This is a genomic window from Amycolatopsis sp. NPDC114504, from assembly GCF_055633595.1.
Genome location: NZ_JBVKDU010000002.1, coordinates 1,333,165 through 1,355,021, shown reverse-complemented (window position 1 = coordinate 1,355,021; position 21,857 = coordinate 1,333,165). Strand labels below are relative to the sequence as shown.

Here is a 21,857-nt window from a genome sequence, read left to right as displayed (position 1 = left end):
TAAGAGAAGATGAAGAGCCTGTGGCTTCTCTCACAGGCACCGGACATAATGCTATGACCAGGCAATATTCGTAAGAGAGCGCACCGGAACCGTCTGAACTCCCCTCTGGAGGTGAATCTTGACGGTGGACACCGGGCAAGAATTGGGTGGCACCATTCCCCGAGCTCGCGTCGAAGACGACGCGCCCCGGCTCGAACCCATGCTGGACCTCGAATGGTCGCGGGCGATCGACCTCCCGCAGGCCGCCATGGCGGCGACGACGCCCGCCGAACTCCGCCGGGCGTGGGTGCACCGCGCGCCCGAAGACCGTGTCCTGGCCCTGTTCCGCGCTTCGGCCGGGATGGCGGGGCAGATCCCCGCGCCGTGGTGGCTGCGGGCGGTGGCCGACGGCACCCTCGATTCGCGGGAACAGGGTTTCCGCGTCGAGGACCGCATCGCGCAACTGCTCGGCAGGCGACCGGGCTGGGAATTCGTCCCGTGGGCAGCGGACGGCGAATCCGGCTACTGGGAGTTCATGCCGTCCGAGCGGGGAAAATCGGGACACGCGATTCCCACGACGGTGATGAACACCGACCGCCACCCCGGCTGGATCGACGTCCTGCCCGCCCACAGCGGGGCGACGCCGGACCCGATCCCGATCGCCGGGCTGGCCGGCCTGCGGTCTCGTCTCGGGGAGCTCGAAGCCGTTCGTTAACCTCGGTGAGTGGAGAACGAAGACCAGCCCCGGCTGCGCAGCGTCGTCAGCTTCGTCAAGCGCGGCGGCCGGATGACCGTCGGGCAGCAACGCGCGTGGGACGAGCTGTGGCCGGAAGTGGGCCGCACCGTCGGCGAGCTGCCCGACGGGAAGCTGGACTTCGCCGCGTGGTTCGGCCGTGAGGCGCCGGTGCTGGTCGAGATCGGCTCCGGCATGGGCGAGACGACGTCGCAGCTGGCCGCCGCGGCGCCGGAGCTGAACTACGTCGCGGTCGAGGTCTACGACCCCGGCCTCGGGCAGCTGATGCTGCGCGCCGAAAAACTGGGCGTCGAGAACCTGCGGCTGCTGCACGGCGACGCCGTCGTCCTGCTGACCGAGCACGTCGAGCCGGGGTCGCTGCACGGCGTCCGGCTGTTCTTCCCGGACCCGTGGCCGAAGAAGAAGCACCACAAGCGGCGGATCGTCTCGCCGTCGTTCGCGGCGCTCGTGGCGTCGCGGCTCGCGCCCGGCGGCACGTTCCACATGGCGACCGACTGGGAGAACTACGCCGAGCAGATGCTCGAGGTCTGTTCCGCGGAGCCGGCGTTGAAGAACCGGTACGACGGCTGGGCGCCGCGGCCGGACTGGCGGCCGGTGACGAAGTTCGAGCAGCGCGCGGACGTCGAAGGCCGCGTCTCGCACGACCTCATCTTCGAAAAGCGGTCGTGAGTGAGAAACAGTGTTAGAACACTGTTTCTCACTCACGACCTCCCTCTTACCCCCGGTGCTCGCCCCTCCCCCGACAGAGGGGCGAACGTCCTATTCGTCGGCCAGCGGTTCCGCCTGCACCCGCTTGAGGGCGGGCGTGCAGACCGACGCGCCGAGCAGGGCCACCCCGACCCCGAGCACCACCGGCGCCAAGATCCACGGGCTGAGCACGATGCCCCGCTCGTCGACCATGCTGAACAACCCAACACCGACGAGCACCCCGACGATTCCCGCGCCGATGGTGGCGACCAGCGCGGGCAGCGCGGCCTCCATCCGCAACGCCCTCGCCAGCACCCGCACCGGCGTGCCGGCGGCCATCAGCGCCCCGAACGTCCGGCGGCGGTCCATCACCGATCCCGCGGTCGCGACCGCGGCACTGCACCCGGCCAGGATTCCCGCCGCGACCAGCCCGATCACCGTGACGCGGCGCAGGTCGCCGAGCTCGGTCTGCTGGTTGAACAGGTACTGGTCACGGCTGCCGATCTCCTCGCCGGCGGCCGGGCCGGCCAGCGCCGTCCGGACGGTCTCGCGGTTCGCGTCGGTGGTCGGCGCGACCACGGTGACGTACTTCGGCGTGACGCTCGCGGGCAGCGCGGCCGGGTCGACGATGAGCGAACCCGAGAGGTCGGAGTCGCCGTAGTGGACGGCCTCCACCCGCGTACCCGACATCGGTGCCGCGCCCGGCGCGTCGTACTCGGTGGTGAGCTTGTACTGCGCCAGGTCGAGGGCAGTGTCGCTGTAGATCGCAGGCCCGCCGGCGCACATCTCCGGCTTGATCCCGAACCGCGTCAGCTTGACCGCGTCCGCGCAGCTCATGACCAGGCCGCGCTGGACCGTGCGGTTCCCGCCGTCGCCCTTGGCGAGGTAGATCTCGCCGACGGCGACCGCCCGTTCGGACTGGCCGTACTTCGCCAGGGAGGCGTTGGCCTGGTCGACGATCTTGCCCGCGTGCTCGGCGTTGGTGTCGACGTAGACCACGGAGTCCTGGAACGACCGCCCGCCGCCGGCCATCGACTCGAACGTCGGCAGCAGCGTCAGCGCCATCGATCCGGCGAACACCGCGAGCACGATCCCGGCGGACGCCCGGTAGGCGCTCTTCGGGTCGTCACGCAGGCGGCGCCCGGCGAGCAGTGAGGACGGCCGGCGCCAGATGCGGACGAACGTGCCGCCCACCGCCGACGTCACCCACGGCCCGACGATCGCGGCCGAGCCGACCAGCAGGAACAGTCCCGCCATGACCATCGTGATGCCGCCGGAGTCCTTCGCCGTCGTCACCGCGACGAGGAAGAACAGCCCGGCCGCGGGCAGCGCCAGCAGCCGCCACCAGTGCAACGGCTTCTTCGTGTGGCCACCGGTCGCGAAGAGCGGGTTCTTGAGCACGCGGCGCAGGCCGAGGATGCCGGCCAGGACCACGAGCACCGGGATGGCCACGGCGATGAACACCGTCAAGCCGACCGGCAGCGCGAAGTCGGACGCGAGCCAGGTACCACCGGCCCACGGCACGAACGACGCGAGACCGTGCAGCGCCGGGCTGATCAGCAAGCCGAGCACCGCGCCGATGCCCGCGGACAACGTCGTCTCGGCGGCCACCATGTTCGTGACCTGCCCCGGCGTCGCCCCGGCCAGCCGGATCGCGGCCAGCCGTCGCTCCCGCCGGGCCGCGGTCAGCCGCGCCGACGACGCGACCAGCACCAGGCTCGGCACCAGCAGCACGATGATGCCGACCCAGGACAGCAGCATGAGCAGGCCGTCCGCGCTCGCCTTCCCGGCGGGGAAGCCCGCGATCGGGTCGGCGTGCACCGGCATCGCGTCCGGCGTGTGCCCGACGAGCGCGACGAGCTGCTCCGGGTAGCGGAGGCCGTCTTCGCCGAGCGCGCCGACAGGCTTGCCGAACCGGTCGCCGAGCCGGTCGGCCGGGTTGGCCTGCAGCAGCCGGCCGAGCGCGGGCGAAACCACGGTCTCGCCGGGTCCCGGCAGCTGCGGCACCCCCGCCGGCAGCGGGACCGACCCGGGCGTGGCGCCGCCGGTCAGCGCGACGTCGACGCGGATGATCTCCTTCCCGTCGAAGTAGTCCTTCGACGAGCTGTAGAGGATCTTGGCCGGGGCGTCGCCCGCGAGGCCGCTGTAGAAGTGTTCGCCCTGCCAGAGGGCACGCTGCTCGCGGTGCTGCGTGGCGAACGGCAGCGTCGCCAGCAGCAGCACCAGCCCGGTCGCGACGGCCACCCCGATCGCGGTGAGGATCGCCGACGTCCGGGTCCGCCGGTCGACCTTCAGCACTCGCAGGGCGATCTGGAGCGAGTTCACGCCGCCTGCCTCGTCGCGATCAGGCCGTCGCGGATCGCGACGGTCTTCGGCATCGACTCGGCCAGCTCGCGGTCGTGGGTCACCACGAGCACCGCGGCACCCGTCTCGTGGGCGGCGCCGAGCAGGGCGTCCATCGTGTCGCGGCCGGTGCGCGTGTCGAGCGCGCCGGTCGGCTCGTCGGCGAAGATCACCTTCGGCCGGTGGGTCAGCGCCCGGGCGATCGCGACGCGCTGCGCCTCGCCGCCGGACAGCTCACCGGGGCGGCGGCGCTCCTTGCCGGCCAGGCCGAGGCGCGAAAGCCAGACGCGGCCGGCGTCGATGGCCTCCTTGCGGCCGAGCCCGGCCAGCAGCGAAGGCAGCGCGACGTTCTCTTCGGCCGACAGCTCCGCGACCAGCATCCCCGACTGGAAGACGAAGCCGAACTCGGTGCGGCGCAGCTCGCTGCGCTTCTTCTCGCCGAGGTGGTCGATCCGCTGCCCGGCCAGGAAGATCTGCCCGTCGTCGGCCCGGAGGATCCCGGCCAGCACGTGCAGCAGCGACGTCTTGCCGGAACCGGACGGACCGACGATCGCGACGGCGTCCCCCGGCTGGATGTCGATGTCGATGCCGGCCAGGGCGTACTGCGCGCCGTAGCGCTTCACCAGCCCACGGCCGGACAGCACCGGCCCATTCGTCCACTGTGGAGTGTTCGGGTCCACGAGGTTCTCCCTGTCGGTTCGGATCTTGATGCCGATGAGCTTCGCGGAGATCGGGGGGTGTCCACTTCGGGCAGACGGCCAGTCACGCGGGGTGCCGCATCGGCCGATCGGCCGAGGAAGTGCGGGCCACTCGGCCAAGGTGCGAACGCGGGCGGATCCTCTAACGTCACGTTGTGACCGCCGCGCCCCCGCCGAACACGCTTTACGCACGCACCGCCGCTCTGGTGCGGCGCATCGGCGTGCCCTCGGCCGTCCTGTACGCCGCCCTGCTCTTCGACGTCGTCTTCACGACCCAGGCGGCCCTCGACGACAACGGCCCGAAGTTCGTCGACTTCGGGCTGCTCCCCGGCATCTTCGCGATGACGGCGTGCGCGGTGTGGGCCCAGAAGCGCGCGGCCGTCGCCGGCGTGACCGGCGCCGGGGTGCTGGTGTTCTCCACCCTCTTCATCCACGCGTTCCACGTCCCGCCGTACTCCAGCGTGCTGCCGAAGGTGACCATCACCGAGGTCGTGGCCGGGGTCCTGATGGTCTACTACGTGACCCGCCGGGCCCGGGCGGGCGTGGCGTTCTGCGTGGTCAGCGTCCTGGTCGCCGGGGGGCTCGTCGCCGTCTTCGGCCGGTACCGGGGCGTCGGCGAAATCGACGGCGGCACGGCGTCCCAGGGGCTGCTGTTCGGCTTGCTGCTGCTCGCCGGCGCGGCGGTGCCCGCCATCGCGGCCCGGGACCGCGGCCCGAAGCGTGATCCGCGGAAGCGGAAGCTGCAGCGGGCGAACGAGCTGGCCATGGGGCAGTGGCCGTTGGTCGGCCTGCTCGGGTTCGCGCTGCTGTTCGAGTTCGGCTACACGTATTCGAGCAACGCCCGCGGGTTCCCGATCCTGTTCTGCTCGCTGGTCGCGGCCGTCATCGCGGTGCTGTCCCCGCGGCGGCCGGCGGACGCGCTCCTCGGCATCACCGGGATGCTGCTGCTCTCCGCGGTCGTCACGCCGTTCCTGCACCTGCGCTACGACTACCCGATGCCGGGTGGCGTGCCGTTCGTGCAGGTCATCGCCGGGATGGGCGTGGTGGTCAACCTGACCCGCGCCCGCGGGCTGAACCAGGCGTGGCCGCGGATCGGCCTGCTCGCGGCCGTCGTCGCGCTCGGCGCGATCCTCAACTCGAACCAGCCCCGCGGCCTGCAGAGCGACCCCCAGACGCTGTCGATCCTGGCCTTCGCCGCGGCGTTGCTGCTCGGCATCTCGATCGCCGTCGGCCTGATGCTGCGGTCGCGGGACTCCGAGCGCACCACGGTCGTCCAGTCGGCGGTGGCCGACGCGCAGACCGCCGAGCGGATGGCGCTGGCCCGCGAGCTGCACGACGTCGTCGCCCACCACGTCACCGGCATCGTCGTGCAGGCGCAGGCCGCGCGGATGATGGCCGAGAAGAACCCGCAGATCGCGGTCGAGGCGATGGGCCGGATCGAGAACGCCGGGGTCGAGGCGCTCGCGGCGATGCGGCGGCTGGTCCGCTCGATGCGCGGCGACGCGCCGTCCGGGTCGACCGAGTTCAGCGAGCAGGCCACCACGGACCTCGGCGCCGACCTACGGAAGCTGGTCGAGACCGCCAACCACGGCGTGCCGACGTCGATGCACCTCGACCTGCCGCCGGACCTGCCGCACGAGGTCGGCCGCTCGGCGCTGCGGCTGGTCCAGGAGTCGCTGACGAACGTCGGCAAGCACGCCTCGGACGCGACGGACACGTTCGTCCTGGCCGAAGTCGTGTCCAATGCCGCCTCCGCGGGAGGGAGTGCGTCTGCGGGCGGCTCCGAGCTCCACCTGCGGGTGACGGACAACGGCCACGAGACGACGCGACGGCCCGCCGGCGGGTCGGGCGGCTACGGTCTGGTCGGGATGCGCGAGCGCGTCGCACTGCTCAAAGGACGGCTGTCGGCCGGGCGCGGCCCGGACGGTGGCTGGCGGGTCGAAGCGTGGCTGCCGCTGGCCGCCGGGGAAGGGGACGAGTGATCCGGGTACTGATCGCCGACGACCAGGAGATGGTGCGGATGGGCTTCCGCATGATCCTGGACGCGCAGGACGACATCGAGGTCGTCGCCGACGTCCCGGACGGCGTCTCGGCGGTGGCGAAGGCCCGCGAGCTGCGCCCGGACGTCTGCCTGCTCGACATCCGCATGCCCGGCCTCGACGGGCTCGAGGTCACCCGGCAGCTGGCCGGCCCGGACGTGAGCGACCCGCTGAAGGTCGTCGTGGTAACGACGTTCGACCTGGACGAGTACGTCCACACGGCGTTGCGCAACGGCGCCCACGGCTTCCTGCTGAAGGACGCGGGCCCGGCACTGCTGATCGAAGCGGTCCGCGCGGCCGACCGCGGCGACGCGCTGGTCTCGCCCCAGATCACCATCCGCCTGCTCAAGCACTTCGACGGCGGCCCGGCTCGCTCGAAGGCGTCGCCGCCTTCGGAGCCGCTGACCGCACGGGAGATGGACGTCGTCAAGGCGGCGGCGCGCGGGCTGACGAACACGGAGATCGGGTCGGAGCTGTTCCTGTCGCTGTCCACGGTGAAGACGCACCTGGCTTCGGTGCAGGGCAAGATCGGCGCCCGCAACCGCGTGGAAATCGCCGCCTGGGCGTGGCGGAGTGGAGTCGTGTCGTAATCGAGGGTGCGTAGTATCCAGAGATGCAACGCCGTTTCCACGCCCCTGTCGTTCTCCCCGCCGACCCGTCGTGTTCGCTCCTGCGTGACGCGGTCGTCGATGTGGACTCCGATGGGCGCATCTCCTACTGCGGACCGGCGGCCACCGCCCCCGAGTCCGCCGCACCGGTCACCACCCTGACCGGCATCCTGCTCCCCGGCCTGGTCAACACGCACGCGCACAGCCCGATGACGCTGCTGCGCGGCATGGGCGGCGACCTGCCGCTGCTGCCCTGGCTCAACGAGATCATCTGGCCCGCCGAAGCGAAGCTGCGGCCGGAGGACGTCCGCACCGGCATGCTGCTGGGCTCGGTCGAGATGCTGCGCCACGGCGTCACGACCAGCGCCGAGATGTACTTCGAAGGCGAGCAGCTGGTCGACGCCGTCCTCACGACGGGCGGGCGCGTGCTGGTCGCGCCGCCGGTGATGGAGCTGCCCGGCCTCGACTGGCGCGCCCAGCTGGCCGCGATCGAACGCTGGATCGACACCGACGGCCTCCGCTTCGGCCCGGGCGACCGGATCGAGCTGGGTTACGGCCCGCACTCGGCGTACATGCTGTCGGAAGAGGGCCTCCGGGCGACGGCCGAGTCGGCAGCTTCGCGCGGCGCGTTGATCCAGATCCACGTCGCCGAGGCGGCTGCGGAGGACACTGAGGTTCGCTCGGTGCACGGCTCAGTGCCCGCTTTGCTGCAGAAGCTCGGCATGCTCGACGGCCGGGTGCTCGCGGCGCACGCGATCCACCTGTCAGACACCGACATCGCGCTGTTCGCGGCGCACGGCGTTGGGATGGCGCACTGCCCGGGTTCGAACGCGAAGCTCGCCTCGGGCATCGCGCGTGTCGCGGACTTGCGTGCAGCGGGGGTCGCGGTCGGCCTCGGCACCGACGGGCCGGCGTCCAACGACGACATCGACCTGTGGGAAGAGCTGCAGCTCTCGGCGATGTTCGCCCGCCTGGCAACGGGCGACTCGACGGTCCTGAAGGCCGCGGACGCGTTCCTGATGGCCACCCGCGGCGGCGCGGCGGCACTCGGCCGCGACGACATCGGGGCGCTGGAGCCGGGCCGGTGGGCCGACCTGGTGCACATCGACCTCGACGACCCGGCCTTCGCGTGCGGCATCGACGTCCCGGACGTCCAGCTGCTGTCGAACCTCGTCTGGGCGGCCGGCTCGCGGCGGGTCCGCGACGTGTGGGTCGCGGGCGAGCAGGTCGTCGCCGACGGCGAGTCGCTGAAGGTGGACCGGGCGAAGGTCCAGGCCGGGGTGGCCGAGACCGCCGCCCGCCTGCGGGTCTAGCGCGGGCGGAGGATGACCTCCGTCTGGTGGGCGTCCGGGGTGGCGGACACCGCGGTGGTGACCACGGTCGCCACCGAGTCCGCCTTCAGCAGGTGCGATGTGTCGTAATCTCGGCCCTCGCCCTTGAAGATCTCCTGCTGCATCTCCGTGTCCGTGCGGCCGGGGTAGACCGAGGTCACGCGGATCTCGGGCTCCTCCTCGCGCAGCGCGTCGGCGAAGGCTCGGACGGCGAACTTGCTGGCGGCGTACGGCGACCAGCCCGGACGCGCGTTGCGGCCGGCGCCGGAGTTGATCACGACGACGTGCCCGCGGGCCGCACGCAGGGCCGGAAGCAGCAGGCGGGTCAGCTCGACCACGGCCAGGGTGTTGACCTCGAAGTTGTCCCGCCAGGCTTCGGCGGACGCGTCCTCGATGCGGCCGATACGGGCAACGCCGGCCGAGTGGACCAGGACGTCGAGCGACGCGATGTCCGCGACCGCCGAGGCCAGCGAGTCCGCGTTGGTCAGCTCGACGGGCCACGGCTTCGCGCCGGGAAGCTCCTTCGCCAGCGCCTCGAGGGCGGCCGCGTCCCGGCCGCCGAGGAGAACGCGGTGGGTCGGGGCCAGCTGGTGGGCGACCGCCTTGCCGATGCCGCGGGAAGCACCGGTGACGAGGGCGAGGGGAAGATCCGTCATGCCCCCACCGTAGCTAGGCGAAGCCCGCGTCGACCGTCTGGTCGTCGCGCTTGTCCTTGCCCAGCTGCCGCGGGTCCGCGCAGCCCGTCGCCGGGTCCGCGTCCGAGTCCTTCGCGTCGTCGCCCGCGTCCTTGCCGGTCGGGTGCTTGCCGTCGGCCGTGAAGCACACCTGGTAGCTGCCGTCTTCCAGGCCGGTGAAGGCGTAGGCGCCGTCCGGGCCGGTGACCACGCTCGTGCCGTTGTTCAGCGTCACCTTCACCCCGGCCAGGCCCGGCTCGCCGGCGTCCTGCAGGCCGTTGCCGTTGGTGTCCGACCAGGCGAAGTCGCCGATCCGGTTCGTCGGCGGGGCCAGCCCGAGGTCCACCGTGAAGTCCTCGCGCGCCGTGCCGCCCAGCGTGCGCGGTGCGGTGCAGCCGTCCGGGTCCGCGTCGGAGTCCCGATCGTCCGGCGCCGCGTCCTTGCGGGTCACCGTGAAGTCCGCCGGGACGGCGAAGCACACCTGGTAGGTGCCGTCCTTCAGCTTCTCGAAGCCGTACTTGCCCTTGTCGTCGGTGGTCGCGGTGCCGACCGTGCCGCCGGCGCCGTCCTTCAGCGTCACCTTCACGCCCGCGACGCCCGGCTCGTCCGGGTCCTGGATCCCGTCGCGGTTGCGGTCGTTCCACACGAAGTCGCCGATCTTCGCGATCGCCGGCGGTGGCAGGACGGTGATCGTCGCCGACGCCGTCTTGTCGCCCAGCGTGCCGCCCGCGTACTTCACGCCGGTGACCTTCGCCGTGTTGACGTGCCCGGTGTCCGCGACCGTCAGGTTCGGGTGGTCGCAGGTCAGCTGCTTGTTCGCGCCGCCGGCCAGCGTGAACGGCTCGAACTTCCCGCTGCACCACGGGTCCTGCACGGTGATCCCGGTGAGGTCCTGCGTGCCTTCGTTCGCCACGGTGACGCGGTAGTGCGCGGTCTCGCCGGCGGTGACCGTCGCGAACGGGCCCCACGCGCCGGTCGCCGGGTTCTGCACTTCCTTCTTCACCGAGTACGCGGCGAGCTGCAGGCCGACGCAGTCCCAGCGCAGCCGTTCGGCGCTCGTCGTGGCGAAGAACTTCACCGTCGCCGCCTTCGCCGGGGCCGTCGCCGCCGGGAAGTCCTGCTTGGCCAGGGTGCCGTCGCCGGCGTTGTGGTCCGCGACCAGCTTGGTCTCCTGGACCTGGGCGCCGTTGACGTCGAAGAAGCGCAGGCCCGTCGCCGGTCCGCCGCTCGGCAGGTAGGAGCCGGTCGACACGCTGAGCGTGTACACGCCGCCGGGCACGAACTTCTCGGTCGAATAGGCGGTGCTGGCCTTGCCGTCGGGCGTCTGGATCACCGCCGACCGCTGCCCGTCGACGGCGAAGGCCTGCTCGGTGAGCAGCCTCGGCGCCTTCGTGGCGGGAGTGCCGGGCGGGACCGGCGCGGCCGGGGTGAAGACGTAGGCGTCCGGGGCGCCGTTGCGCGCGGTCTCCTCGACGCTCGGGTTCGCCGCGATCCCGCCGCACGCGGGCGCCGGGTCCGCGGTCGCCGCGGGTACGACCGTCCCCGAAAGCGCCACGACCGTCACTGCCACCACGCGCGCCGAACGGATCATGCCTCGACTATGACGCGGCGCCCGGGCCCGCACCGGCCGAGAAGCGTCCACTTAAGAGTGAACCTCGGCTGGTGCGGGCCCGGTGCGTCAGCGTTCGCCGATGCGGCCGGGCAGCCCGGAACGCCCCTTCTTCCACACCGAGACGAGCGACGGCCGCGGCTGCGCGGTGCCGCCGTCGGGCCAGTGCGACGTCGGGTTCGCCGAGCTCGCCGCGTTCTCGCCCGGGTGCTGGACCGCGACGAGCACCACGTGGTCGGTGACGTTCGGGCCGCACGTCTCGGCGCCGACGGGCACCGAGAGGAACTGCTTGACGTGGCCACGTTCCGGCCCGGTGACCGGCACCGAGAACAGGCCGTCGTTCGAGCCGAGCGCGTTGCCGTCGGTGGAGATCCACAGGTTGCCGTGCCGGTCGAACGTGACGTTGTCCGGGCACGAGATCGGGCTGACCTTGGTCTTGTCGAAGCCGCCGTAATACGTGTCGGCCGCGGCCGGGTCGCCGCAGACGAGCAGCAGCCGCCAGGAGAACTTCGTCGACGCCGCGTCGCCGCGGTGCTCCTCCCACTCCAGGATCTGGCCGTTCCGGTTGGCCACGCGCGGGTTCACCTCGTCGACGCCGGCCTTGCCCGCCGCGCCGCGGTCGCTGTTGTTGGTCAGCGCCGCGTAGATCCGGCCGTTGACCGGGTTCGGCTCGATGTCCTCCGGCCGGTCCATCTTCGTGGCGGCGACCTTGTCGGCGGCCTGCCGCGTGAAGACGTAGACCTCCTCGGCGGTGAATCCGTCCACAAAGGACTTGTTGCCGCTCGCCAGCGGGATCCACTCGCCGGCGCCGTCGAACTCGCCGTCGGCCGGGAGCTTGCCGGTGCCGTCGATCTCGCCGGGGCTGTCGCCGGTGAAGCGGGCGACGTACAGCGTGCCGTCGTCGAGCAGCGCCGAGTTGTGGCGACGCGCGTGCGCGCTCTTGCCCGGCTTGTACTTGCCCTTGGAGACGAACTTGTAGATGTACTCGAACCGCTCGTCGTCCCCGGTGTAGGCGGCGACGCGGCCGTCCGCGGTGATCTTGATGTTCGAGCCCTCGTGCTTGAGCCGGCCGAGGGCGGTGTGCTTGATCGGCGTCGACGTCGGGTCGTTCGGGTCGATCTCGACGACCCAGCCGAACCGGTTCGGCTCGTTCGGCTCCCGCGCGACGTCCCAGCGCTTGTCGAACCGCTCCCACTTGCGGGTGCTGGCACCGGTGCCGATCGCGTACCGCTTCAGCCGCGCGGCCTCGACCGGGTCGGTGACCTGCTCGGAGTTCGCGAAGTACTGGTGGATGTTCTCCTCGCCGGAAAGCACCGTGCCCCACGGCGTCACGCCGCCGGAGCAGTTGTTCTGCGTGCCGCGGACCTTGCGCCCGGTCGGGTCGGCCGACGTCTTCAGGTACTTCGAGCCGGCGGCCGGGCCGCGGACCTCGAAGACCGTGTCGAGCGTGATCCGGCGGCCGTAGCGGCTGGGGACGACCTCGAGGCCGCCGCGGATCGGGTCGCGGCGGGTCAGCAGCACCGAAAGACCGTGCGCCGCCCAGGCGATCTTCACCTGCTCCTCGGTCGGGTTCGCCGGGTCGTACTGGTCGGCCGGGAACAGGTGCACCTCGGTCGTGTACTCGTGGTTCACGACGAGCAGGTTGGTCAAGCCGAGCGGGTCCTGGGGGATGAGCCCGACGAAGTCGTTGTTGTAGCCGAACTGCTTCGCCTGCGCGGCCGCCGTTTGCTTGGTGTAGTCGAACTTCGGCGCGCCCGCGACGACCGGGTCACCCCAGCGGATGACGACACGCTGCGCGTAGCCGTCCGGGACGACGACGGCGTCGAGCTTGTTCGGCGGGACCGGGTCGAAGTCGGTGCCGGGCACCGGACGCGGGTGCGGCCGGTCGGCCGGCGCGGCGGCCGCGGTCCCGGACAGCGCCGCGAACCCGCCCGCCGCGGCGGCCATCACGGCTCCGGCCTTGAAGGCCCCGCGGCGGGAGATGTCCTTCACGACGTCGCCGAAGTACTCGTTCCCGGACTCGTTCGGCTCGGGGTGGGCACAGGCGTTGCCGCAGCGGTATTCACAGGTGATCGGCGAGCGGCCGCCGGGGTGGGCGGGGAACAGCGGGAGCAGGTCGGGCACGAAGGCCTCCATGGTGGGAGTTCGGGAACGAACCGACCGTAAGCCTCCCAAACCAGCCAATCCCGACATACAGGTGAACGGCCGGTGTACTGCTGCTCCGAACGGGCGCTGTCAGAACTCTTCGCCGACGAGTGCCGCTTCCTTCGGCACCGCGTGCGGGTCGGCCTGACGCTCCCGCAGCGAGAGCAGCCCGCCGGCGATCACGCACAGCACGGCCGAGGCGACGAACGGCGCCTGCGGCGAGCCGAACCACTCGGCGACGTGCCCGACGAGCGTCGCGGCGACGGCGCCACCGAGCCAGCGGCAGAAGTTGTACCCCGCGCTGGCGACCGGGCGCGGCGCGTCGCTGATCGACATCGCGGTACCGGTGAACAGCGTGTTCAGCAGCCCGGACACCAGCCCCGAGACGATGATCCCGGCGACCAGCACCGGCTTGCTCGGCACGGCCAGGACCAGCATCAGCACGGCGTACCCGAAGACGGCGGCCGCGGCGGCGTGCCGCTCACCGAGCTTGGCGGCCAGCCTCGGCGCCAGTGCGACGCCGGCGACCGCGACGCACAGGCCCCAGCCGCAGAAGATCAGCCCGACGGCGATGGCGCTCCAGCCGAGGACGAACGGCGACCAGGCCAGCACCGCGAAGAACGCGGCGGTGTACAGCGCGGACGCGACGGAGGTGCGCAGCAGACCGCGGTGCTTCAGCGCGCGGATCGGGTCGAGGAGCTTGATCGGATCGCGCTTCTCGTGCTTGTCGCTCTTCAGGAACACGGCGCACAGCACGAGCGCGCCGGCCATCAGGACCGCGGTGCCGAGGAACGGGCCGCGCCACGAGATGCTGCCGAGCAGCGCACCCAGCAGCGGGCCGACCGACAGGCCGACGCCGAGGGCGGCCTCGTAGAGCAGGATCGCGCCGGACTGGCCGCCGGTCGCGGCGCCGACGATCACCGAAAGCGCGGTCGCGATGAAGAACGCGTTGCCGAGGCCCCAGACCGCGCGCAGCCCGACGAGCTGCTCGATCGAGCCGGCGGCCGAACACAGCGCGGTGGCGGCGACGATCAACGTCAGCCCCACCAGGACCGTGCGCTTGGGCCCGAACTTGGCGCTCGCCGCGCCGGTGACCAGCATCGCGACGACCTGGACGCCGAGGTACGACGAGAAGAGCAGCGTGACCTGCGACGGCGTCGCGTCCAGGCCCTTGGCGATGGACAGCAGGATCGGGTCGACCAGGCCGATCCCCATGAAGGCGATGACCGCGGCGAACGCGGTGATCCACACCTGCTTGGGCTGGCCCTTGACGGCGTCCAGCAGGCTCGAGTGGTGTTCAGCGCTCATCGCTGATCAGTTCCTCCTTCTTGGTGTCAACGAGCAACTTGGCGAGAGCCGGCAGGGCGGCTTCGATCGCAGCGCGGTCGGCGTCGTCCATCGCGATCAGCCGCTCGCGGAGGAACTCCTCGCGGGCGGCGACCATCTCGGCGTAGAAGCGACGACCCTCGTCGGTGACGTCCACGAGCACCGCGCGCCGGTCGGCGGGATCGGGCGTGCGGGTGGCGAGGCCGAGGCGTTCGAGGCGGTTGACGACGTCGGTCATCGACGGCAGCTTGACCCGCTCGAACTCCGCCAGCGCACTCATCCGCCGCGGCCCGCCGTTGACGAGCTCGCTCAGCACCGAGCCCTGCGTGAGGGTCAGCGTCAGCTGCGGGGTCTGGCGGCGCACCTGGTGGTAGAGCCGGAAGACCAGCGGCCGCAGCCGGTGGGCGAGATCGGCGATCGCGGAAGTCACTTAGCTATGCTAACAAATATTAGTAAGGGTAGCTAAGTAACTCGGCTCACAAGCTACGCTCAGGGGATGGAAGCGGTGATCTTCGACCTCGACGGCGTACTGGTGGACTCGGAGCGCATCTGGGACGAGGTGCGCCGCGCGGTGGTCGCCGAGCACGGCGGCACGTGGCTTCCCGAGGCGACGCGAGCGCAGCAGGGGATGAGCACCCCGGAGTGGGCTCGCTACCTGGTGGAGGAGCTGGGCGCGCGGTTGTCGCCACCGGAGATCGCGACGGTGGTGGTCAAGCGCATGGCGGCCCGGTACGCCGAGGAGCCCCCGCTGATCCCGGGCGCGGTGGAGGTCGTGCGGCAGGTGTCGGCGCGGTGGCCGGTGGCGATCGCGAGCTCGTCGCCGGTGATCCTGATCAAGGGGTTCCTCGACGTGACGGGGTTGCCGGTGGGCGCGGCGGTGTCGTCCGAGCAGGTCGGAGCGGGAAAGCCGGCGCCGGACGTCTACCTGCGGGCGGCCGAGCTGCTGGGCGTGACGCCGTCGGCGTGCGCGGCGGTGGAGGACACGACGAACGGGCTGAAGTCGGCGTTGGCGGCGGGGATGGCGGTGTACGCGGTGCCGAACCCGCACTTCCCGCCGGATCCGGAGGTGCTGAAGCAGGCGACGGCGGTGGTGGAGAAGATCACCGACTTGCCGGGTGCGCTTCCTGGGACGCCGTGACGGCGAAGCTCTTCGGCGGCGAATCCGGCTTCACGTCGGCGAGGTAGACCCGGTCCGGCCCCAACGTGCCGACCACCCTGGCCTGGCTCAGGTCGCCGGCCGCGTCGAACAGCCGCAGCCCCGGCAACGCGGAGTCGACGAGGTAGACCGCCTGTCCCGCCGGGAGCGGGCCGCCGGTCTTGCCGACGTACCCGGCGCGCACGGTGGCCCGCGAGATCGGGACGCACGACGGCGACTCGATGCCGTACTGCGAGCCGCTCGCACCCCCGGTCACGTCCTTGGGCAACGCCTGGACGCAGAACAGCTTCCGGCCTGTCGGGTCGGAGGCGGTGACCGCGTAGGAAGTCCAGTTGTCCGTCTGCCCGACGAAGTCGGTGAGGGTCACCGGCTCGCCGCCGCCGCTCAAGGTCGCCGGCGGGATCACTTCCGGCTTCGCGAGCACGAACTCCTGCCCGGGGTTCGCCGGGGGGAGCGGAGCGGGGTCGGTGTTCACCCGCGTGGCGATCGAGACGCTGGTCAGCACCACCAGGACCGCGGCCAGCGGGGCGAGCCACACCGTCGCGCGGCGGCGGCGGGGCTTTCGCTGGCGCCGGACCTGCTCGGCCCAGGCCGCGTCGAGGTTCGGCGTGACCTCCTCGGCCTGTCCACGCAGTGCTTCGGCCAGCTTGCGTTCGAGGTCGGTCATCGCTCACCTCCCGGCTCGTCCCCCAGGTGCTTGCGCAGATTCTCCATCGCGTGGTGCGTGGTCGCCTTGACCGTGCCCGGTGAGATCCCCAATGTCTCCGCGATGCCCGCCGTGCTCAGGTCCAGCCAATACCGCAGTACGAGCACTTCACGCTGACGGCGGGACAGCTTCCCCAGCACCCCGCGCAGCTGCTCGTGCTCCCAGTTGGCCACCGCCCTGACCTCGGCCGACAGCTCGTCCAGCGGCCGATCCTGCGGCGTGCGCCGGACGACCCGCAGGTGCCGCGTGCGCGACCGGGACATGTTCACCACGGTCGTGCGGAGGTAGCCCGCCACGCGCGTGTGGTCGGTCAACGTGTCCCAGCGCTGGTGGAGCTTGACGAAGGCCTCCTGCGCGACGTTCTCCGCGTCGTCCGCGCCGAGCAGGTGCGCCAGCCGTGTCATCTGGGCGAAGTACTCCCGGAACAGGTCGTGGAACGTCGGCGCGCCCAGGTCCCCCGGCGCGCTCTCGCCCACGCTCGCACTCACACCCCGCCAACGCGCACCCCGCCCCACCGGTTTAGTGCACCACGCGAAGAAGGCCGCCACCAGCGGTGACGGCCTTCTTCGACGATGAGTTCCTACCGCTCGATCTCGCCGCGGATGAACTTCTCGACGGCGTCACGCGCGGTCGAGTCGTCGTACTGCTCCGGCGGCGACTTCATGAAGTACGACGACGCCGACAGGATCGGGCCGCCGATGCCGCGGTCGAGGGCGATCTTCGCCGCGCGGACGGCGTCGATGATGATGCCCGCCGAGTTCGGCGAGTCCCACACCTCGAGCTTGTACTCCAGGTTCAGCGGCACGTCGCCGAAGGCGCGGCCCTCGAGGCGGACGTAGGCCCACTTGCGGTCGTCGAGCCACTGCACGTAGTCCGACGGTCCGATGTGGACGTTGCCCTTGCCGAGCTCGCGGTCGACCTGCGAGGTGACGGACTGGGTCTTCGAGATCTTCTTCGACTCGAGCCGCTCCAGCTCCTTCATGTTCAGGAAGTCCATGTTCCCGCCCACGTTGAGCTGCATCGTCCGGTCGAGCTGGACGCCGCGGTCCTCGAACAGCTTCGCCAGGACGCGGTGCGTGATGGTGGCGCCGACCTGGGACTTGATGTCGTCGCCGACGATCGGGACGCCCGCGTCTTCGAACTTCTTCGCCCACTCCGGGTCGGAGGCGATGAACACCGGCAGCGCGTTGACGAACGCCACGCCGGCGTCGATCGCGGCCTGGGCGTAGTACTTGTCGGCCACCTCGGAGCCCACCGGCAGGTACGACACGAGCACGTCGGCCTTGGCCTCGCGCAGGGCGGCGACCATGTCGACCGGGGTCTCGTCGGACTCCTCGATCGTCTCGCGGTAGAACCGGCCGAGCCCGTCGTGGGTGTGCCCGCGCTGGACGGTGACGCCGAGCGGCGGCACGTCGGCGATCTTGATGGTGTTGTTCTCGGAGGCGAAGATCGCCTCCGACAGGTCGCGGCTGACCTTCTTGGCGTCGACGTCGAACGCGGCGACGAACTCGATGTCGCGGACGTGGTAGCCGCCGAAGTCGACGTGCATCAGACCCGGGACCCGCGTGGCGGGGTCCGCGTCGCGGTAGTACTGGACACCCTGGACCAGCGACGCCGCGCAGTTGCCGACGCCCACGATGGCCACCCGAACGCGGCGGTTCTCGCCCATGGGGGTTTCTCCTTCAATTCCGTGTCTGTTCAGTAGGTCTGGTGCCGCGACGCTGCGGCCCGCGCCGAGTGGCTCAGGTCTCCGGACCCTGCCGTTCGGCCTGTTCGTGCGCGATCAGCTCGTTGAGCCAGCGCACCTCCCGCTCGCTGGTCTCCAGTCCCAGCCGGTGCAGCTCGCGGGTGTAGCGATCGATCTTCTCCTCGGCCCTGGCCAGAGCCGCCCGCATACCCTCACGGCGTTCTTCGACGCGGCGGCGGCGGCCCTCGAGGATCCGCATCCGCACGTCGGCCGGGGTTCGCGAGAAGAAGGCCAGGTGGACGCCGAATCCCTCGTCGTCCCAGGTCTGCGGCCCGGCGTCGCCGAGCAGCTCACCGAAGCGCTCCTTGCCCTCCGCGGTGAGCTTGTAGACCCGCCGCCCGCGCCGCGACCACGCCCGGTCGTCGGCCTCGTCCAGCTCTTCGACCAGGTACCCGGCCCGCAGCAGCTTCCGCAGGGTCGGGTACAGCGAGCCGTACGAGAACGTCCGCAGCGTGCCGAGCGTCTCGTGCAGCCGCTTGCGCAGCACGTACCCGTGCATGGGCGCTTCGTGCAGAAGACCGAGGATCGCGAACTCCAGCACAGCGCACCCCCTTCCGGGAACAAACCGAGACGACGGGCGTTGCTCCGAACGATCGCCTCGATCCAACCTACTCAGCCACTATATCGCGCCGATACATCGAAGTGGCGAAGCTAACGAGCCTGCTCACTCTGGAGTGGGCGAAATTCACCGGAGAGTTATCGAACGTCCGGCGTGTCCCCACCGGGTCGCTCACCAGCCGCGCTAGGGGGCGTGGACGACACAGGAAGAGCCCGTACTCTGTCCTGGTGATTAACCAGCGGCAGGTCGTGGACTACGCGTTGCAGCGCCGTGCGCTGCTCGCCGAAGTCCGCTCCGGGCGCGTCGGCGGCTACGAAGCCTGCGACGCGAGCCCGTACCTGCTGCGGGCGGCGAAGTTCCACGGCCGGGCCGGTGACCAGCCCTGCCCGATCTGCCGCCAGGAACCGCTGACCCTGGTGTCCTGGGTCTACGGTGACGAACTCAAGCACGTCGCGGGCTCGGCGAGGACCCCCGAAGAGCTGGCCAGGATGGCCGGCCTGTTCGCCGAGTTCACCGTGTACGACGTCGAAGTGTGTCGGGCGTGCCACTGGAACCACCTGGTCCGGTCGTACGTCCTCGGTACGGGGGAACCGGCCGACGGTCCGCGAAGGACCGCAGGCCGGTGAGCTGGATCACAACCGCTGAAGAGCGCAGAACGGCGCGACACCGGGCGCCGGTCTGGGAGGCCCATTCGTGAACGACGACCGCAACCGCTCCTGGCCCGGCCAGGAGCCAGATGCACCTCGCCGTGCCCAACAGGGCCCGCGGCCGGGGGACGACGCCGGACCGGCGTGGCCCGGCGAAGAAGCCCCCCGGCGGCCACGTGGTGAGTCGGCGCAGCGCGGTACGCCCCCTCGGGGCAACCCGCGCGGCGGCGGTGCGCCCGAGTGGCCGTCCGGCGACGAAGGCGGCCCCCAGTGGCCCGGCGAAGAGCCGGCGCGACGGCCGCAGCGCCCGCGTCAGCAGGGTCAGCAGGGCATGCCGCCCCGCCGGGCCGTCCCGCCGCCCGGCCAGCGCGCCCAGCAGGGCCCGCCGGGGTCGCCGCCGCAGGGCTTCCGCCAGCCGGGCAACCGGCCGGTGCCGCCGCCGGGCCGCGAACCGGACCTGATCACCCACCACGCGCACAACGGCACCGACGACGTCGGTCGCGACCCGTACGACGACGGCTACGACGACGCCGCGTTCAACGAGTTCGCCGACGACATCGAGCCCCAGGACGAGCTCGACGAAAACGGCAAGAAGGTCCTGACGCCGGCGCAGCGCAAGAAGCGCCGCTGGAAGATCATCCGGCGGGTGGCGTACGCCTTCGTCGGGCTGTTCTTCGTGGTTCCCGCGATCGCGTTCGTCATCACCTACTTCCTCGTCGACGTGCCGACGCCGGAGAGCATCAAGTCGCTGCAGAACCAGCCGATCACCTACTACGACGCCGGCGGCCAGGTGATGGGCCGGGAGCTGCCCCCGGGCGGCGACCGCCAGCTGCTCAAGCCGGGCGAGGTACCCGACGTCGTCAAGCACGCGGTGTACTCCGCCGAGGACGCGACGTTCGAGACCAACTCGGGCTTCGACGTCACCGGCATCCTGCGCGCGGTCTTCAACCAGGTCTCCGGCGGTCAGGGCGGTGGTTCGACCATCTCCCAGCAGTACATCAAGCAGGCGACGCAGAACGACGCCCCGACGCTGACCCGCAAGTGGACCGAGCTGGCCAAGTCGTTCAAGATGAACAACCAGCAGTCCAAGGAAGAGATCATCACTTCCTACCTGAACATCGTCTACTTCGGCCGCGGGGCGAACGGCATCCAGGCGGCCGCCAAGGCCTACTTCAACAAGGACGCCAAGGACCTCAACGCGTCGGAGGCCTCCCTGCTGGCCGGCCTGATCCAGGGCCCCGGTCGCTCGGAGAACCAGGCGTACGCCCAGAAGCGCTGGGCGTACGTGATGGACCAGATGGTCGCCAACAAGTGGCTCCGCGCGGACGAACGCGCCACCTTCCAGTACCCGACGCCGATCGCGAAGAACGCGAACAAGGAACAGAACTCGGGCAAGCTCACCTACCAGGTCCAGCAGCGGATCAAGGACGAGCTGGCGGCGAAGGGCTACGACGAGAACAAGCTGTTCTCCAGCGGCGCCAAGATCTACACGACGATCGACCCGGCCGCCCAGGAAGCCGCGGAGAAGGCCACCGCGGACGGCATGAAGGGCCAGACCGACGAGAACCTGCTGAACGCGCTCGTCGCGGTCGACCCGAAGACCGGCGGGGTCCTCGCCTACTACGGCGGGCCGGAGCTGGTGAAGGACGCCAACGGCAAGGACCAGATCGGCCAGGACCGCGCCAACCAGGCCAGAAACCCGGGTTCGTCGGTTAAGGCGTTCGACCTCACGGCGTTCCTCAAGATGGGCAAGGGCCTCGGCGAGACGTTCGACGGCTCGAACAACCGGGTGCTCGGCGGCCGCACGGTCCGGAACGCGGGTGACAGCGCCAGCTGCGGCAAGGACTGCACCGTGGCGAAGGCGATGGAGATCTCGGCGAACACCGTGTTCTACGACATGGTCCTGAACGTGACGAAGCCGTCGCGGGTCGCGGAAGCGGCGAAGGAAGCCGGGGTCAAGATCGCGCCGGACGGCAAGAGCGTCCTCTACACCGACGACAACAACATCTCGCTCGGTGGTGGTGGCACGGCCGTGACACCGGAGGACATGGCGGCCGCGTACGCGTCGTTCGCCAGCGGCGGCACGTACCACGAGCAGCACTTCGTCGCGAAGCTGACGAACAACCAGGACGAGGTGGAGTTCGACCAGAACAACATCAAGACCAACCCCGCGTTCGACGACGACGCGTCGAAGAGCCAGCAGATCGCGGGCAACGTCACCGAGGCGCTGGTGCCGGTCATCGACCACTCGAAGCTGAAGTGCCCGAGCGGCCACGAGTGCGCCGGCAAGACGGGTACGCAGCAGTACACGGCGAAGGCCGGCGACCCCTCGTCGTACAACGACCGCAACGCGCAGACGTGGATGGTGGGGTACACGCCGTCGGTGTCGGCCGCGGTCTGGGTCGGCGGCGACGGCAACAAGCCGCTGCACGACCCGAAGAACAAGCCGATCTTCGGTGCGACCATCGCCGGTCCGACGTGGCAGAACTTCATGAACCTCTACCTCAAGGGCAAACCGGCGGAGAAGTTCGACAAGGTGGCGGCGATCGGCAAGGACGTCAACGACGTGACGACGACGCCGTCGAAGCCGTCCGAGACGCCGAGCATCACGACGACGCCGACCACCCCGGAGTCGTCCGAGAGCACCGAGCCGTCCAACACCGACACGACCACGCCGCGGACGAGCCGGACCCGCCCCGGCCCGGGTGAGACGCCGACGTTCCCGCTCGGCAACACCTCGGGTGGTGGTGGCGGGGTCGCCCGGCCGCCGGGCGCCGGGCCCGGCTAGAAACGTCCTCCTTCAGGGCCTTCCGCACACTCGCGGAGGGCCCTGAAGCGTTTCAGGAAGA

Annotated in this window: 19 protein-coding genes; 8 read left to right on the top strand and 11 right to left on the bottom strand. The window is 70.8% G+C overall.

Annotated features, from left to right (window positions below; all coding sequences use genetic code 11):
* The first annotated feature begins 142 nt into the window (after window positions 1-142).
* Together ACZ7PG_RS18340 and trmB are read left to right on the top strand one after the other, a co-directional pair.
* Window positions 143-694, top strand: a complete 552-nt coding sequence (locus ACZ7PG_RS18340) for a hypothetical protein (protein ID WP_470240792.1) — start codon at window positions 143-145, stop codon at window positions 692-694.
* A gap of 9 nt (window positions 695-703) precedes the next feature.
* Complete coding sequence (gene trmB / locus ACZ7PG_RS18335; RefSeq protein WP_470240212.1) at window positions 704-1,402, top strand: tRNA (guanosine(46)-N7)-methyltransferase TrmB; 699 nt, start codon at window positions 704-706, stop codon at window positions 1,400-1,402.
* A gap of 90 nt (window positions 1,403-1,492) precedes the next feature.
* Here trmB and ACZ7PG_RS18330 read toward each other — a convergent pair whose 3' ends face one another.
* The gene (locus ACZ7PG_RS18330; protein WP_470240211.1) at window positions 1,493-3,745 is read right to left on the bottom strand and encodes an FtsX-like permease family protein; all 2,253 of its coding nucleotides are present in this window, start codon (window positions 3,743-3,745) and stop codon (window positions 1,493-1,495) included.
* Window positions 3,742-4,443, bottom strand: a complete 702-nt coding sequence (locus tag ACZ7PG_RS18325) for an ABC transporter ATP-binding protein (protein ID WP_470240210.1) — start codon at window positions 4,441-4,443, stop codon at window positions 3,742-3,744. The genes ACZ7PG_RS18330 and ACZ7PG_RS18325 overlap by 4 nt, the downstream gene beginning before the upstream one ends.
* A 173-nt stretch (window positions 4,444-4,616) precedes the next feature.
* Here ACZ7PG_RS18325 and ACZ7PG_RS18320 point away from each other — a divergent pair, with 173 nt between their 5' ends.
* The 3 genes from ACZ7PG_RS18320 to ACZ7PG_RS18310 are packed head-to-tail and all read left to right on the top strand — an operon-like array spanning window position 4,617 to window position 8,421.
* On the top strand, window positions 4,617-6,443 hold the full coding sequence (locus tag ACZ7PG_RS18320) for a sensor histidine kinase (RefSeq protein WP_470240209.1): 1,827 nt from the start codon (window positions 4,617-4,619) through the stop codon (window positions 6,441-6,443).
* Window positions 6,440-7,090: a response regulator gene (locus ACZ7PG_RS18315; RefSeq protein WP_470240208.1), complete on the top strand. Its 651-nt coding sequence runs from the start codon at window positions 6,440-6,442 to the stop codon at window positions 7,088-7,090. The genes ACZ7PG_RS18320 and ACZ7PG_RS18315 overlap by 4 nt, the downstream gene beginning before the upstream one ends.
* Window positions 7,091-7,113: 23 nt before the next feature.
* Window positions 7,114-8,421 carry an amidohydrolase family protein gene (locus ACZ7PG_RS18310; RefSeq protein ID WP_470240207.1) on the top strand — a complete coding sequence of 436 codons (1,308 nt, stop codon included), beginning with the start codon at window positions 7,114-7,116 and terminating at the stop codon, window positions 8,419-8,421.
* Here the strand turns inward: ACZ7PG_RS18310 and ACZ7PG_RS18305 are convergent.
* The 5 genes from ACZ7PG_RS18305 to ACZ7PG_RS18285 all read right to left on the bottom strand — a co-directional run bounded on the left by ACZ7PG_RS18305 (window position 8,418) and on the right by ACZ7PG_RS18285 (window position 14,623).
* Window positions 8,418-9,095 (bottom strand): SDR family oxidoreductase, encoded by a 678-nt coding sequence (locus ACZ7PG_RS18305; RefSeq protein WP_470240206.1) that lies wholly within the window; start codon window positions 9,093-9,095, stop codon window positions 8,418-8,420. The two genes, ACZ7PG_RS18310 and ACZ7PG_RS18305, sit on opposite strands and share 4 nt — an antisense overlap.
* Window positions 9,096-9,108: 13 nt before the next feature.
* Window positions 9,109-10,704, bottom strand: a complete 1,596-nt coding sequence (locus ACZ7PG_RS18300; protein ID WP_470240205.1) for a DUF7850 domain-containing protein — start codon at window positions 10,702-10,704, stop codon at window positions 9,109-9,111.
* A gap of 87 nt (window positions 10,705-10,791) precedes the next feature.
* Window positions 10,792-12,858 (bottom strand): PhoX family protein, encoded by a 2,067-nt coding sequence (locus ACZ7PG_RS18295; RefSeq protein ID WP_470240204.1) that lies wholly within the window; start codon window positions 12,856-12,858, stop codon window positions 10,792-10,794.
* A gap of 99 nt (window positions 12,859-12,957) precedes the next feature.
* The gene (locus ACZ7PG_RS18290) at window positions 12,958-14,175 is read right to left on the bottom strand and encodes an MFS transporter (protein ID WP_470240203.1); all 1,218 of its coding nucleotides are present in this window, start codon (window positions 14,173-14,175) and stop codon (window positions 12,958-12,960) included.
* Window positions 14,165-14,623 (bottom strand): MarR family winged helix-turn-helix transcriptional regulator, encoded by a 459-nt coding sequence (locus tag ACZ7PG_RS18285; RefSeq protein ID WP_470240202.1) that lies wholly within the window; start codon window positions 14,621-14,623, stop codon window positions 14,165-14,167. The genes ACZ7PG_RS18290 and ACZ7PG_RS18285 overlap by 11 nt, the downstream gene beginning before the upstream one ends.
* A gap of 66 nt (window positions 14,624-14,689) precedes the next feature.
* Here ACZ7PG_RS18285 and ACZ7PG_RS18280 point away from each other — a divergent pair, with 66 nt between their 5' ends.
* A complete protein-coding gene (locus ACZ7PG_RS18280; protein WP_470240201.1) occupies window positions 14,690-15,331 on the top strand; it encodes an HAD family hydrolase in 642 nt (213 codons plus the stop codon).
* Here ACZ7PG_RS18280 and ACZ7PG_RS18275 read toward each other — a convergent pair.
* The 4 genes from ACZ7PG_RS18275 to ACZ7PG_RS18260 all read right to left on the bottom strand — a co-directional run bounded on the left by ACZ7PG_RS18275 (window position 15,294) and on the right by ACZ7PG_RS18260 (window position 18,343).
* Window positions 15,294-16,016, bottom strand: a complete 723-nt coding sequence (locus ACZ7PG_RS18275; protein WP_470240200.1) for a hypothetical protein — start codon at window positions 16,014-16,016, stop codon at window positions 15,294-15,296. The genes ACZ7PG_RS18280 and ACZ7PG_RS18275 overlap by 38 nt on opposite strands.
* Window positions 16,013-16,543 (bottom strand): RNA polymerase sigma factor, encoded by a 531-nt coding sequence (locus tag ACZ7PG_RS18270; protein WP_470240199.1) that lies wholly within the window; start codon window positions 16,541-16,543, stop codon window positions 16,013-16,015. The genes ACZ7PG_RS18275 and ACZ7PG_RS18270 overlap by 4 nt, the downstream gene beginning before the upstream one ends.
* Window positions 16,544-16,635: 92 nt before the next feature.
* Entirely contained in the window at window positions 16,636-17,724 is a 1,089-nt protein-coding gene (locus tag ACZ7PG_RS18265) for an inositol-3-phosphate synthase (protein WP_470240198.1), read from the bottom strand.
* Between the two features lie 73 nt (window positions 17,725-17,797).
* Entirely contained in the window at window positions 17,798-18,343 is a 546-nt protein-coding gene (locus ACZ7PG_RS18260; RefSeq protein WP_103353893.1) for a PadR family transcriptional regulator, read from the bottom strand.
* A 245-nt stretch (window positions 18,344-18,588) separates the two neighbouring features.
* Between ACZ7PG_RS18260 and ACZ7PG_RS18255 the strand changes: the two genes are divergently transcribed.
* Together ACZ7PG_RS18255 and ACZ7PG_RS18250 are read left to right on the top strand one after the other, a co-directional pair.
* A complete protein-coding gene (locus ACZ7PG_RS18255; RefSeq protein ID WP_470240197.1) occupies window positions 18,589-18,987 on the top strand; it encodes a DUF5318 domain-containing protein in 399 nt (132 codons plus the stop codon).
* 352 nt (window positions 18,988-19,339) lie between these two features.
* Entirely contained in the window at window positions 19,340-21,796 is a 2,457-nt protein-coding gene (locus ACZ7PG_RS18250; protein WP_470240196.1) for a transglycosylase domain-containing protein, read from the top strand.
* Window positions 21,797-21,857 lie beyond the last annotated feature (61 nt).